The following is a 14,142-nucleotide window of genomic DNA, read 5'->3' on the forward strand; positions in this document are numbered from 1 at the left end:
TGTAGCAAGGCCGGGGCAGGGAACAGGTTGCAGGGAACAGCCAGGCTGGCACCGGGTTGGATTCTGATGTGGGAGCGGTCCTTGACCGCGAAACGGCTTTGCCAGGCCCACCCTCGCCTTCGGGGACCGCTCCCACAGCGGCGTTGTGGCCGGGCTCACTCCGGACCAGGAAACAGGTTAGTTCGATTCACTCAATGCCACGGCCCGCCGGTTGGCGTCTTCGCTGCGCTTTTCCGCTTGCAACCGTTGATGCTGCTGCGGGGTGCAGCCCAGGCACCGCACGAACGCGGTTTGCGCCGGCGCCGCCACCAGTGTTTCGGCGGCTTCGCCGGGGTTGCCCCCAAGCAGGCTGAACGGCAGGGTCACCACATACAACGCCAGCCCACCCACGGTGGCCACGGTCATCACCGGGCGCACCAGCACCGCATCGCCCACCATCGCCAGCGGCGACGGGCGGGCGCCTTCCAGCTCCAGATCGCGGGCCTGGGCGAACGTGGCCAATGAAAACGTGAGCGCAGAGGCGAGGGCGGTCGTGACGACCAGGCGCGGAGCTCGCTTCATGGTGGTTCCCCTGTTGTTTCTTATCGTTAAAGTGCTACTAATATTGTCGTAGCTAAGTGTTTAATAATCCGGCAATTGCATCACAATCTACAGCTTTGTCCCGGGAGCGGCAATAACGCCTGGAGCGGCGCCCTTCAACGCTGGCAACGCGGGCAGAATACGGTGCTGCGCTGGCCATGGCGGCCACCGCGCAGCGTCTCGCCACAGTGCGGACAGGGCTGGCCGGCACGGCCGTACACCAGCAGTTGCTGGGCAAAGTAGCCGGGCTGGCCGTCCGCCCGGGTGAAATCACGCAAGGTGGTACCACCGGCCTCGATGGCCTTCGCCAGCACCGAGCGGATCGCCAGCGCCAGCCCCTGGTAACGGGCCAGACTGATGCGGCCCGCCGGGCGGGAAGGGTGGATCCCGGCCAGGAACAGGCTTTCCTGGGCGTAGATGTTGCCCACCCCCACCACGGTGGCGCTGTCCATGATGAAGCTTTTCACCGACACCTTGCGGCCCCGGCTGCGCTGATACATTCCCTCACCGGAGAAGTCCGGGCCCAGAGGTTCGGGCCCAAGGCTGGCCAGCAGCGGGTGAGTGAGCCCTTGCTCAAGGTAGAGCACGGCGCCGAAGCGGCGCGGATCGTTGAAGCGCAGCACCATTCCGGAGTCGAGCAACAGATCAATGTGGTCATGCTTGCGCAACGGCGTGTCCGCCTGCACCACGCGCAGGGTGCCGGACATGCCCAGATGGATGCCCAGCTCCAGACCGTCCAGCGTCATCAGCAAATACTTGGCGCGCCGGTGCAGGCCAAGAATGGCCTGATCACGCAAAGCGCCGACCCGCGCGTCCACTGGCCAGCGCAGCCGTGGCTCACGCACGGTCACCGCGCGCAGAACACGGCCTTCGACAAAGGGCGCGATGCCGCGCCGAGTGGTTTCCACTTCGGGCAATTCGGGCATGGGGACATCCGGCTTGTGGTAAATTCGGCCTGCGGGTTCACCGGCAACGGCCGCACCCCGCGGTGGCGCGAGGATCGCATAGAGTGCGCAGAGCGACACCGATTGTAAACGGCAGCGACAACGGAGACACCATGCGCTACTGGCTCGGCGTGGACACCGGCGGCACGTTCACCGATTTCGTTTTGCTCGGTGGCGACGCCCCGCGCATTCACAAAGTGCTCTCTTCCCCCTCCGCCCCGGAGCAGGCGATCCTGCGCGGCATCGACGAAATGGGTCTGAGCAACGCCCTGGCCGCCGGCGAGCTGGTGATCGTGCACGGCACCACGGTGGCCACCAACGCGGCGCTGGAAAACAAAGGCGCACGCACCGTGCTGGTGACCAACCGGGGTCTGGAAGACGTGCTGCTGATCGGCCGACAGAACCGGGCCGAGCTGTACAATTTGACGCCCTCCACCACGCCCACGGCGATGCGCTCAACCCCGGTGGAAAGCGTGGCGGCCAGGCTGGATGCCGCCGGCAACACGCTGGTCGACTTGAATGCCGCCGACATTGACGACCTGGTCGCCCGGGTTCGCGAACACGGCGCCGAATCGGTGGCGATCACTCTGCTGTTCTCCTACCTGGACGGCGGCCACGAACAGCGGCTGGGAGAAGCGCTGAGGGCCGCCGGCCTGCCCGTGAGCCTGTCCTGCGAGGTGCTGCCCACCCGGGGCGAATACGAACGCGGCACCGCCACCTGGCTGAACGCCTGGCTGGCGCCACGGGTCAGCCATTACCTGCGGCGGCTGGCGGACAGCGTCAGCCCTTCGCCCCTGACCATCATGCAATCCAACGGCGGCACCCTGGAGGCCGGCAACGCCGCCGAGCGGGCCGTGAATCTGTTGTTGTCCGGCCCGGCCGGCGGCCTCAGCGCCGCGCTGCACCTGGGCCGCGAGCTGGATCAGCGGCGCCTGATGACGTTTGATATGGGCGGCACCTCCACCGACGTGGCCTTGTTGGATGGCGACCTGCGCTTGACCCAGAGCGGCCACATCGGCCCCTATCCGGTGGCGGTGCCAATGGTGGACATGCACACCATCGGCGCCGGGGGCGGCTCCCTGGCCCGGGTCGACGACGCCGGCCTGCTGCACGTTGGCCCGCAATCCGCCGGCGCCGACCCGGGCCCCGCATGCTATGGCCGGGGCGGCGAACAGACCACCGTCACCGACGCCAATGTGCTGCTCGGGCGCCTGCAGCCGGAGTTCGCACTGGGCGGCAACCTGCAACTGGACATCGCCGCCGCCCACGCCGCCGTGGCGCGCCTGGCGATGCGGCTCGGGCTATCCCTGGAAGACGCTGCCCATGGTGTTCTGGACCTCGCCAACGAGCACATGAGCCAGGCCCTGCGGGTCATTTCCATTCAAAAGGGCTTCGACCCGGCGGATTTCACCCTGATGAGCTTCGGCGGCGCCGGCGGCCTGCACGTGTGCGCGCTGGCCGACAACCTGGGCATGACCCGGGCGGTGGTGCCAATCCGTGCCGGGGTGCTCTCGGCGGAAGGCCTGGTGCACGCGCCGCGCAAGCGGGAGATGATCCAGGCGCTGGCGGCCGACGCGGACACCGCCGCCCTGGAAGCGGTGGCGGCGGCGTTGCTGGAACGGGGGCGGGCCGAACTGGTCGCCGAAGGGGTGTCCGGCGCGGACATCGACACCACGGTCAGCCTGGACCTGTGCTACCAGGGCCAGTCCTCGACGCTGGCACTGCCCTGGCACGGCGACCCCGACGCCTGCGAACAGGCGTTCCATCAACAGCACCAGCAACGCTACGGTTATCGACTGGCCCTGCCGGTGCGGCGCGTCAATGTGCGGGTCCGGTGCCAGGCCCGGGCCGTATCGCCGGCCCCCACGCCGTTACCCGGCGGCAGCGGCGAGCGGGCCTGGCAAGCCCGCCTGCCCGGGTTATCCATGCCAGTGCCAGTGTACCGCCGGGACGATCTGCACGCCGACCAGCGGCTCGCCGGCCCGGCCTTGATCGTCGAAGCGGTCGGCACCATTTATCTGGCACCGGGCTGGCAGGCTCGGGTACACTCGAAGGGTCACCTGCTGCTGTTTCGATAAAGATTATTGACCCAGTTGCGTCAGGACCCCGCTGATTTCCCGAGCGCCACGTTGCAACCGACAACGCCGGCCGTGGTCAAAACGATAAGTGGGCTCCGGCCCCGGTGACCGGCGGGCAAGCCAGATAAGCCAACCCGCGGACTCCGTACAACCAAGGAACGCGCCTACCGCGCCTCCACCTTTTTAGCAGTGCTTCCCATGATGAACGAGATACTGACTTTCCTCTCCCAGGGGCTGCTCGCCCCGGGCCCCTGGACCCTGGTGCTGATCACCCTGGGCCTGACTCACATCACCATTGTGAGCGTAACGGTTTACCTTCACCGCTATTCCGCCCATCGCGCGTTGGAATTGCACCCGGCTTTGAAACACTTCTTCCGCTTCTGGCTGTGGATGACCACCGGCATGGGCACCCGTGCCTGGACCGCCATCCACCGCAAACACCACGCCCGCTGCGACAGCGAGGAAGACCCGCACAGCCCACAGGTGCTGGGCATCCGCAAAGTGCTGCGTGAAGGCGCAGAGTTGTATCAGGCCGAGGCCGTCAACCAGGAAACCCTGGACAAATACGGCGCCGGCTGCCCGAACGACTGGATCGAGCGCAACGTCTACGAAAAGTACACGGTGCTGGGCATTACCCTGATGGGCCTGATCAACGTCGCCCTGTTCGGCGTGATCGGCGTGACCGTGTGGGCCATCCAAATGATGTGGATCCCGATCACCGCCGCCGGCATCATCAACGGCATCGGCCACTACTGGGGCTACCGCAACTTCGAATGCACCGACGCCTCCCGCAACGTGCTGCCCTGGGGCATCCTGATCGGCGGCGAAGAACTGCACAACAACCACCACACTTACCCCAGCTCCGCAAAGCTGTCAGTGCGCCGTTTTGAATTCGACATGGGCTGGGCCTGGATTCGTCTGTTCGAAATGCTGCACCTGGCGAAGGTTAAGAAAGTCGCGCCCAAACCGATCGTCGAAGCCGGCAAACCCAGCGTCGACCTGGACACCCTGCGCGCCCTGATGCAGCACCGCTTCCAGGTGATGGCGCACTACCGCCGCACCGTGATCAAACCGGTGTTCAACCAGGAGAAAGCCCGCGCCTGCGACGCCACCCGTGGCCTGTACCACCGGGCTCACAAGTTGCTGCACCGCGACCAGCGCTTCTTCAAACACCGCCACAAAGACCGGCTCGCCAACCTGACCGCGCACAACCACACCCTGGCGACCATCTACGATTACCGCCTGCGTCTTCAGGAAATCTGGAGCCAGACCAGCCGTAATTCCTCGGAGATGCTCGACGCCCTGGCGCAATGGTGCCGCGACGCCGAAGAATCCGGCATTCATGCCCTGCAGGATTTCGTGAATACGTTGAAGGGTTATCAGGTGGCGAAGGTTCGGGTTTAACGGACTCCGCCAACGCCTACTCGCAACGCTGCTGACTTCAGATCGATCTTTGCCCCTCTCCCCTCGCGGGAGAGGGGGAAGCACCGTCTCGCATGGTAAGGCACTGAAATGGCGTCGCCCCCTCTCCCTGTCCCTCTCCCTCAAGGGGAGAGGGAACCGATCTGAAGAAACGCGGAGGACCTCTTAAGCGGAGGCCGTTACAGCGGGTTCAGGCGCTTTGTAGGCTCAGGGGCATTCTTTTGGCGGCTTGATCAGCGAGTCCGCGGGGATACCCAGCTCTCGGTGAAGCCTCCAAATCATCTTCAGCGTTAACGAGCGCTTCCTGTTCAGGACCTCGTAAACGCGGTTGCGCTTGCCAATCATCGGCTCGAGGTCTTTGATACTGAGTCCTTTCCGTTCCATTTCGAACTTGATCGCTTCCACCGGATCGGGAAGGTCCAGCGGATAATGCCTGCTTTCGTAGGACTCAACCAACGTCGTTAATACGTCCAGCTTTTCTCCTTCCGGAGTGTCCGGCTCCGCCATCATCAGGCCTTCGATCTCTTTCAGCGTTGCCTTGTAGTCGGCATCGGTCTTGATCGGTTTGAGGTCCATCGTCGTTACCTCTTGATCAGATGATCTGAACATCGATCCTGTCGTACTCGGAGTGGGTGCCAATAAAGCGGATGTAGACCACTCGATAAACATAGTTGATCCACACGGCCAGCCTGTACTTATTCCCAGCGATATTGAACACCACTCTACCGTCCCTCAGAACACTGGCATTTCTGAACTGCGTCTTACGTCCGCCGGGGTGGCCCAATCCGCGCTGACCGCATGACGGTACCAAGCCAAGACGGGCTCCGTCGCATCGGCATGGCCGGGATTGTTCTGCCAGAAGGCCTTTAGCGTCGACAGGGCAATGACTTTCATAACGCAGGCATAGTCCCAATTTGGACCAGCTCAATACCCACAACGCCGAGGAATCCGTCATCCATGTCTTGCAGGATTTCGGGAATACGTTGAAGGGTTATCAGGTGGCGAGGGTTCGGGTCTGACCGCCGGCCACAACGCGCCGCGCGTGAGTGAGTCGCTACCCATTCGACGCGCTTCTGGAATGCCCCCTCTCCTTACGGAGAAGGGGCAACCCATTGACGTGAACAGCATTACGGCTCGACCGGCTGTCTATTGCTCTTGAAAAGCCGGTACAGCTTCTTCGTGGGGCTGACGTCGGGAGTACCAACGTCCAACGGCAATCCAGATTAGCGATGTCGTCAGAATAGAAAAATAGCCATCCACTGAGTAGTGCCAACCCAGGTGCACCGACCCCACCAGAATCACACCCGCATACAGCAACGCCACCGCGCCCAGCCATCCATTGATTCGTCTGAAGAGCAGGAACGTTAGCCAGGCGAGGGCAACATGCATGCTCGGCATGGCCGTAATCCCTGAACCAAGCGAAAGCTCTTCGTTCTGATAAAGCTGCCAGAGATAGTTCTGCGTGTTGATGGCCCATACTGGCGCGCCGTGATAAGCGCTCGCCAGATAGGTCATCAAGGGCGCATATGGATCGACTTCGCCGGGGAAAAGGCGTCCGTAATAACATGGGCCTGCGGACGAAAAAAACACCGCGAACATGGATCCGTTCAAGGCCCAGGACAGCACAAAGGCGACCAGAAAGTGACGACGCCTGTGCCAGTGATTAATCTCCAAGATTTGCCAGAGCAGCACGCCCGGAATCAGAAAGAACCAGAAATTGTAGGCGACATTAATCGGTTGACTCAGGTTCCAGGCCGAAATCCACGGTTGCAGCCATTGCCACGCCTGCCTGTCACCGTACAGCACCTGCTCCAGATCATAAAAAGCCGCATCCCAACGATAGGGAATCAGTGCGGGAATCAGTGTCTTAAAGGAGGACACGGAAGAAAGAAGCGCGGCAAACGCAACGATCATTATCGCCGGCCGGATGAAACCAAGCCGGCCCAGGTAAGTCCGCAGCTGGGCTATAAGATAGCGCACAGGGAATTCGGGGCGCACCACCAAAATCACATGGGAAGCAGCAATCAGAACAGCCACGGCCCCCACGCACACAAGCAGCAGGACTGCTGTTTGCGGGTATACCAAAACAGAAAAACGATCTTGCAAGCCGTATATCCGAGCTATCGACCAGGTGATGGCAATATAGATAGAAATCAAAAAAATAACGGCCTTTTCCTTCCTGAAACTGGTTAAGAAAGGGCGCACGAGAAGACGCAATTTTTCCAGAGTGAGAAGAGCTCCATCCCGTTGATCAACCGGCTTTTTATTATTGGTTATCGAATATTTCACTTGGCAGATCTTCCAGCAAGATCATTCGTCCTTGCTGAGCGTCGGATATCTGGATATCAACAACGCCCAGGCTCAAGCCAAGCCCGGATAGCAGCGGATCAATGACTGCATCCAAGAGATTGGTTACCAGCCCGACAAGCTGGCTCTGCAATATTCCATTGACCGCGCCGATGATTGGCGTTAATAGCAAATTGAGCGCCGAACAAAGCAGGCCGCAGGAAAAACTGCCGGCATGAGCCGAGCCGGTCACGGTTAGATTCGCCCCGGTTATGCCACCCAAGCCCAAACCGCCACCAACGGATATTGTTTCCGGTTGAGGTTCGTCCAATGGCATTGGCTGACTGTCGACATCGAAACTGTTTGAGCCCACTGGAAGATCAAGATTCAAGCGAAGGCCCAACAGCGTTATCGGAATACCCAGCAATGCCAGTTGAGCATTCACATCGGCGGCACCGGAAACAGAAGCCACGCCGGACTGCCCTCTAACTCCGAACCTCACCTGATTAAAAAGACCTTGCGCGCATTCAGCCCGCACCAAATCAGCGGTCCCAACACCGGTCTGCACCTCGATAGGGAGATCCACCAGAACTCTAACGCCTGTTCCCAGAACAATAATATTCAGATTTATTTCGGCGTTTAAGACTATGGCGACGTCAGCCGTTTCCACATGGCCTATCCATTGCTGAGATGCATCCTGTCTCGCCGGCGCAACCACCACGGAAGGCGCATTGAACACCTGGATACTGGCACCAACGTTTGCCAACCCGGGTATGCTTACGCCTATGTTATTAAGCATTACGGACGTTCCTTGCAGAACATTCAGCGTCATGCTCATTAGAAGGTCATACACCGGAATAGTAGCGTTCTCGGGAACCACCGCGCCGTCTTCCGCCAGTTTCAGTACTTTCTCTACGCTTACTCCCTCAAGACCAGCGGCATTTTTAAGCAGGTCATCAACGAGTATCCCGGCCGGACTCGCGCCATCCAGAACCGTCGACAGAGCTTGCGCCAGCCCCTCAGCATCCACTGGCAATCGGTTAACAACGCTGCCGACCCCCGTGTCATCAAGCAGATCACCGAGCCGGACGGTCACATCAGCCAACTGGTTAAGGCTCGTAGGAGAAAAACTGTAAGGCGAACCGCCATTGAAAAGTCCGCCGAGCAAGCTGTTTAATACCGTTGCGCTTGCCGTGTCCCCGCCGGCGATGGCCGTGGTGCCGACTGCGCTGACCGTTGCCAGGACCTCTTTTCTCGAAGCAGCCGTTACTTCCAGGCCGACCCTACCAAAACGCTCTGGAATCAACATTGATATCGGTGCCGAGCGCCTGTACCTGATAGCGACGCTATTCGCCTGCAGTAGCCCCGACTCTCGAAAAGCAAAGTCGCCGTCAGTTGCTTCCATAACGCCGGCTGCCGCTAAAAAATCGCCCTGCCCGTCCCAGCCGCTTTCCATGGCCAAGCGGCGGGCCTCTGTTTCAATATCATTGAATGTGCTGGCGCCAGACAAGCTTGTGCAGGTTTGGGTGATCCCAGCCGCTGCGCTGGCCGCCGCGTTCGCTTGAGCCTGCATGTCCTGCCGCAGGGAGTACAGGCGAGCACCATCCAGCGCTAGTACCGAGAGCAACACCACCACCACCATTAGCAGTGGAGTAATGAACATCAAAGCCCCGCGCTGGCCGTTCATTTCAGTTCTCTTCCCGGGTCTGGTCTTCGCCAAAATCTTCCGGGATTGGCTGCTTAAAGGTATCGGCGATGCGGCGCTGGCTGTCGACGTAGAGAGGGGCGGACAGTTCGCTTCGTGCTGCTGGTGCCGATTGGCTCTGCTGATCGAGGAGCTTTTTAGTGTCGAATTCATAGCGCCGCTCCACCACCTGGCCGGAGAGGCCGAAAGCCGGCGGTTGGTCCGCCAGGGCCAGCAGGGGCGCCATCATCAGCATTGAGAAAATTACTTTTTTCATTCCGCTCTCCCGAACTGCGGGGCCAGTTTTTCCGCGTAGGCCCGCTCATCGCCGGTGAAGTTGTATTGCTGGGTCATCCACTGCAGGCCCGCCCAGTTTTCGGTGAGCAGATAAGCCACCGCCAGGTTCTGACGTACCGGGCCTTCACCGTTGCCCAGCTCCATGGCGGTGCGCAGTTCGTAGGCGGCCTCTTCGGGCAGGCCGACCACCAACAGCACGTAGCCATAGTCGTTCCGCACTTCGGCGGACGCCGGTGTGCGTTCGCGGGCGATGCGCAGATGGTTCAGTGCGCCGTTCACATCGTTCTTTTTCAGCAGCACCATGCCCAGGCCATGGTGGCTACGGCCGGTGCCGCATTGGTCCACCAGGGCCCGAAACACTTCCTCGGAGCGGTCCAGGCGACCGGTGGCGGCCAACAACTGGCCGTAGCGCAGCCAGTGATCGACGGTGGCCAGCGGCCGGCTTTCCAGTTGCGCGAGGGCGGCGTGCTCGCGTTGGCGCGCCATCATGTCGTCGATCATGTCCATCTGAACCTGATCCTCGGGTCGGTTCACCGGCTCGCAGCTCAGGTTGGCCAGGCTGAGGCGATCCTCCGCTGTGACTGGCGGCGGTGGTTGGTGCGCGCATCCTCCCAGCATGACCGCGGTGACCAGCCCTAATATAATTTTCTGCATCCTTTGCTCTCCGTTTCTTTATGCCCGCGGTGCTCTGTTGCCGCGACAATACGCCCGCTACCGTGACAACGCTTCGGCGATGGAAATCACCGCCGGCCCACCAATCAAACTAAACAGCGCCGGCAGCATGAACGCCATCATCACCACGGTCATCTTGGCACCGATGCGGTTGGTCTCTTCACGAATACGATTGCGCTCCACGTTCTGGGCTTCATGAATAATCTGATCCAGACTGTGAGAAACACCAGCGCCAAGCTGGCTGCTCTGCTTCATCAGCACTACATAGTTACGCAGCACCGGGATGCGCCGGTTCTCGCCGAGCTCATCCAGTGCCTGGCTGCGTTCGGCGCCGGACTCCATCAGGCGGTTAAAGCGGTCCAGCCTGGGCGCCAGCATCGGCAACATGGCGCGCCCTTGCGCCGCGATCAGACGCAACACCCGCTCCAGGGACAAGCCGGCTTCAATCAGCATGCGGGTGAGGTGACACAGCTCCACCGCTTCCAGATTCTGTTGAAGCTCCGCCGCTTTGCCCATGCCGCGAATCACCCGACGCGGCACCAGGAAGGCGAGCACCGCCACCACCATGCCACCGAGCAAACCAAACACGGCAAAGCCCGCCATGATTGCCAGTGCCGGAATCAGCCAACAGAACAGCAGATAGAGCACCTGCGCCTGTTCCTTACCGCGTCCGGTGGCGGCGTAGGCTTCACGAATCTCCTCGAAATCCCCCCTGGCCAGCGACGACTCGGTGAACTGGCTGGCAAGCCGGCCCAGCCAGGATGATTTAACGGCATCCTCGTCCACCGCCTGTTCCCGCAGACGCGCATTAATGCGAGCCCGTCGCGCCCACTGGGGTGCTTTTACCGACGCCACCCAGACCGAGGCCAAGGCGATGACGATGGCGGCGAGCAACCAGGCATTAATCACGGCCCACCCCCTGAATCATCCGCCAGATAATGATCACACCAAGCCCCTGAAGCGCGCCAGCGATGCCCAGCATCACATGGCCGGTGGACGTGCTCAGCAGCACGCGGGAATAATTTTCGTTCATCAGCATCATGTAGGCCGCCAACCCCAGGGGCAGCAACGCGAAGGCGGCGGCGGTGAAGCGGGTTTCCGCGGTGGCGGCAAGAAATTCCCGGCGCAGTTCCTGTTGCGAGCGCAGCGAGCCGGCGACCTGCTGAAACACCGGGCGAATCGACGAACCGAAACGCGAGGAAGTGCGCAGGGCAATGGACACCAGCACCAGGGAAGGCACCTGATAAAGCGCGGCGAAATCCTCGAACAAGCCGGTGTAATCACGACCGGATTCCACCGCGCTGCGCAGGCGGAAAGAAAGCGGGTCAAACACCGGCGGCGCGTCGCGGAACGATTCCACCAGGGCGTTCTCTAGGGAGCGGCCGGCGTCCATATAACGCAAAGCGGTGTCGATCAGGCCGGGCAATTCCTCATAAATGCGCCGGCGCTGTTGCTGGAAGCGAAACCGCCAGTACATCCACAGCGCCACCACGATCAACCCGGCCGTGATCAGGGCCACCAACGCGCCGTTCAAGCTCAGCACCACACCCACGAACACGACAATGACCAGTGCCGATACCATCAACTGACCGCGAGACAGTCGGATGTCGGCGCGCAGCAGTATCCGCTCCAGCGAAGACAGCGTCACCCGCACTTCGGAATCGCTGTTGACGTCGAGGGAAGGCCGCAGCCGGTCGCGCACGTTGTCACGCAGTAACCGTCGTTGCCGATAACGGGCCCACAGCCACTGCAGAACCATCAGCAACAGAGCCAATACCGCCAGCGTGCGGGCCAGAGCGAGCATCTGTTCAGTCGCCATGGTCGCCACTCCGGTACAGGTAATCCATGTGGTAGGGGTTGTCGTCGGTGGGCGTGAGGGCTACCACCTCGCTGACCACGCGTCGGCCATCGGGGGTGCGAACGAGCTGAATAATAATGTCCAGCGCCGAGCCGATCAGCCGGCCGATGGCTTTTTCGCTGGCGTCGTAACCGTTCACCGCCAGCAGGGTTTCGATTCGAACCAGGGCGTCCTTGGTGGTATTGGCGTGGATGGTGCTCATGGAACCTTCGTGGCCGGTGTTCATCGCCTGCAGCAGTTCGATGATTTCGCCGGAACGCACCTCACCCAGAATGATCCGGTCCGGGCGCATTCGCAGTGAGTTGATCACCAGTTCCCGCGCCGAGATACGGCCCTTGCCTTCGGTGTTGGCCGGGCGCGTTTCCAGGCGCACCACGTGGGGGTGATGCAGCACCAGTTCGGCGGAATCCTCAATGGTGAGAATGCGTTCCTGGCGGGGAATGTACTGGCTGATCAGATTGAGCATGGTGGTCTTACCGGTGCCGGTGCCACCGCTGATAATAATATTGCGGCGCGATTCCACCGCGCGTACCAGCACATCCAGGCACGCTTCGGTCATCGAACCACTGTCGATCAATTGCTGCGCGGAAAGATGATTGCCGGTGAATTTTCGGATACTGATCGAGGGGCCATCCAGAGCCAGTGGCGGAATAATGGCGTTGACGCGGGAGCCATCCGGGAGGCGCGCATCCACCATCGGGCTGGACTCATCCAACCGCCGGCCCAGCGGTGCCAGCATGCGGCGAATCACGCGCACCACATGATCGTCGTTGATAAAGCGGGTGTGGGCGCGCTGCAACACACCGGCCACTTCAACAAACACGTGGCCGGGGCCGTTCACCAGAATGTCGTTGATGCGATCGTCGGCGAGCAGCGGTTCCAACGGGCCGAAACCGGTGACTTCGTCGACCACATCGCGCACCAGAAGATTGAGATCCTGGGTGGACAACGGCACCCGGTGATGGGAAATGTACTGGCCAACACTGTTGCGGATAAATTCATTCAGGCCGTCCCGCCCGGCCCGGCCGACTTCGATGCCTTCTTCGTCAAGCCGCTCCACCACCCAGCGATGGGTGCGCTCTTTGAGTTCCTGATACTCCTGGTCCACTCGAGCGGCCACGGTCTGTCTCCTACCTGCTCAGCATGCGACCGAACAGCCCGCGCCGAGCGACGCCCCCGGCCTCACCGCCGAGATGATCGAGCAGGCCATCCATGGCCCGGCTGTAAGCGCATCGCGGCGATTGTTCGGTGATCGGCTTACCGGAGTTGATCGCCAGGAGCCGATGCCGCCAATCCATTGGCAGGGCCCCCGCCAGATCCACCGCCACGGTTTCGCTGAGTTCGGAAAGATCCGGCGGCACGCCGGCATCGTGGCCATCGACGATCAGCTCCACGCGGCTGTCGCGCCCCAGATGGGAACGCCAGTCATGAATCAGACGGCGGGCGGCGTGAGCGTGATCCACCAACGGGTGCGCGGCGACCAGAAGGTGGCGGGTATGAATGCCCAGCGCCCGCACCCAGTGGCTGCCCTGCACCGCCGCCACGTTGATAATGATGTGATCGAACATCTGCATCAGCCGGTTCAGCGCGATGAACAAGTCGGCGCTGCGGTCGCCGTCCAACGTGGTGCCGGTAGTGCCACCGGCCAGCAGGCGCAGCCCCGGGCGGTACTCCTCCAGGGCCGTGTCGATCAGGGTTTCGTCCAGGGTTTCCGGGTTGGCGAGCAGATTATCCAGGGTGAATTCGGTGCCGGTGTCGAGATAAAACACGCCGCGCTCGCGCCACTGGGTGTCGATCGCCAAACAGCGTTTAGTGGGAAAGCGCTGATTGAGACCAATGGCCAGATTCTGCGCCAGAAAGCGGGTATCCACGGTGGGGTCCGCGCCGGTGACCAGCGTCAGATTGTTCACCGACGAGCGGTTCTCATCACCGTAATGGCCACTGCGCACCAGTTGATGACGACGCAACCGGTCGCGGATTTCGGTGGCGTCGTTGCCGGCCAGAAAACAGTCCCGGGCGCCGGCGCGCATGCTCTGTAACAACAGGTCCTGGTTGGCGCGGGTGCACACGGTGATCACGGTGACCCAGGGGCGCGCGCTGGTCAGTGCGGTGATGATCGCCAGGGACTGGTCCAGGTCGTGCTCGGTGATTTCCACCAGCACCATATGGGCGGTGGTCGCTTCCAGCAGGCGCAACACCCGGGTCAGATCGCCGCGGCTGACGAATTCCAGCCGGAACGGATCTTCCACCACCCGGTCCAACCAGGCCTTGATGCCGGGGTCGTCAACCACGGACAGAATGATTTCGTTATCGTTCATGGCT

General features: G+C 61.6%; 14 protein-coding genes. 2 read left to right on the forward strand and 12 right to left on the reverse strand.

Going from position 1 to position 14,142, the window contains the following annotated elements:
* Nucleotides 1-177: 177 nt before the first annotated feature.
* Together CGS25_RS00005 and mutM are read right to left on the reverse strand one after the other, a co-directional pair.
* Nucleotides 178-561 (reverse strand): hypothetical protein, encoded by a 384-nt coding sequence (locus CGS25_RS00005; RefSeq protein WP_101674153.1) that lies wholly within the window; start codon nt 559-561, stop codon nt 178-180.
* Between the two features lie 134 nt (nt 562-695).
* Nucleotides 696-1,505 carry a bifunctional DNA-formamidopyrimidine glycosylase/DNA-(apurinic or apyrimidinic site) lyase gene (gene mutM, locus CGS25_RS00010; protein ID WP_101674154.1) on the reverse strand — a complete coding sequence of 270 codons (810 nt, stop codon included), beginning with the start codon at nt 1,503-1,505 and terminating at the stop codon, nt 696-698.
* Between the two features lie 131 nt (nt 1,506-1,636).
* Here mutM and CGS25_RS00015 point away from each other — a divergent pair, with 131 nt between their 5' ends.
* Nucleotides 1,637-3,601: a hydantoinase/oxoprolinase family protein gene (locus tag CGS25_RS00015; protein WP_101674155.1), complete on the forward strand. Its 1,965-nt coding sequence runs from the start codon at nt 1,637-1,639 to the stop codon at nt 3,599-3,601.
* A 201-nt stretch (nt 3,602-3,802) separates the two neighbouring features.
* Complete coding sequence (locus CGS25_RS00020) at nt 3,803-5,005, forward strand: DesA family fatty acid desaturase (protein ID WP_101674329.1); 1,203 nt, start codon at nt 3,803-3,805, stop codon at nt 5,003-5,005.
* Between the two features lie 225 nt (nt 5,006-5,230).
* On the opposite strand, the gene CGS25_RS00025 is transcribed toward CGS25_RS00020, so the two are convergent.
* The 10 genes from CGS25_RS00025 to CGS25_RS00070 all read right to left on the reverse strand — a co-directional run bounded on the left by CGS25_RS00025 (nt 5,231) and on the right by CGS25_RS00070 (nt 14,138).
* Nucleotides 5,231-5,599: a helix-turn-helix domain-containing protein gene (locus tag CGS25_RS00025; RefSeq protein WP_101674156.1), complete on the reverse strand. Its 369-nt coding sequence runs from the start codon at nt 5,597-5,599 to the stop codon at nt 5,231-5,233.
* A 16-nt stretch (nt 5,600-5,615) separates the two neighbouring features.
* Nucleotides 5,616-5,978, reverse strand: coding sequence for a type II toxin-antitoxin system HigB family toxin (locus tag CGS25_RS00030; protein ID WP_232802162.1), 363 nt, complete (start codon nt 5,976-5,978; stop codon nt 5,616-5,618).
* A 191-nt stretch (nt 5,979-6,169) separates the two neighbouring features.
* Nucleotides 6,170-7,312 carry a phosphatase PAP2 family protein gene (locus CGS25_RS00035; protein ID WP_157933751.1) on the reverse strand — a complete coding sequence of 381 codons (1,143 nt, stop codon included), beginning with the start codon at nt 7,310-7,312 and terminating at the stop codon, nt 6,170-6,172.
* Nucleotides 7,290-8,996, reverse strand: a complete 1,707-nt coding sequence (locus tag CGS25_RS00040; RefSeq protein WP_101674158.1) for a hypothetical protein — start codon at nt 8,994-8,996, stop codon at nt 7,290-7,292. Before CGS25_RS00040 ends, CGS25_RS00035 begins: the two co-directional genes overlap by 23 nt.
* Nucleotide 8,997: 1 nt before the next feature.
* Nucleotides 8,998-9,270, reverse strand: coding sequence for a hypothetical protein (locus CGS25_RS00045; protein ID WP_101674159.1), 273 nt, complete (start codon nt 9,268-9,270; stop codon nt 8,998-9,000).
* Nucleotides 9,267-9,944 (reverse strand): tetratricopeptide repeat protein, encoded by a 678-nt coding sequence (locus tag CGS25_RS00050; protein WP_101674160.1) that lies wholly within the window; start codon nt 9,942-9,944, stop codon nt 9,267-9,269. Before CGS25_RS00050 ends, CGS25_RS00045 begins: the two co-directional genes overlap by 4 nt.
* Nucleotides 9,945-10,001: 57 nt before the next feature.
* The gene (locus CGS25_RS00055; protein ID WP_101674161.1) at nt 10,002-10,871 is read right to left on the reverse strand and encodes a type II secretion system F family protein; all 870 of its coding nucleotides are present in this window, start codon (nt 10,869-10,871) and stop codon (nt 10,002-10,004) included.
* Nucleotides 10,864-11,781, reverse strand: a complete 918-nt coding sequence (locus tag CGS25_RS00060; RefSeq protein ID WP_101674162.1) for a type II secretion system F family protein — start codon at nt 11,779-11,781, stop codon at nt 10,864-10,866. The genes CGS25_RS00055 and CGS25_RS00060 overlap by 8 nt, the downstream gene beginning before the upstream one ends.
* Entirely contained in the window at nt 11,771-12,940 is a 1,170-nt protein-coding gene (locus CGS25_RS00065; protein WP_101674163.1) for a CpaF family protein, read from the reverse strand. The genes CGS25_RS00060 and CGS25_RS00065 overlap by 11 nt, the downstream gene beginning before the upstream one ends.
* A 10-nt stretch (nt 12,941-12,950) precedes the next feature.
* Entirely contained in the window at nt 12,951-14,138 is a 1,188-nt protein-coding gene (locus tag CGS25_RS00070) for an AAA family ATPase (RefSeq protein WP_101674164.1), read from the reverse strand.
* Between the last annotated feature and the right edge of the window lie 4 nt (nt 14,139-14,142).

The organism is Alloalcanivorax mobilis (assembly GCF_002864685.1).
Lineage (GTDB): Bacteria > Pseudomonadota > Gammaproteobacteria > Pseudomonadales > Alcanivoracaceae > Alloalcanivorax > Alloalcanivorax mobilis.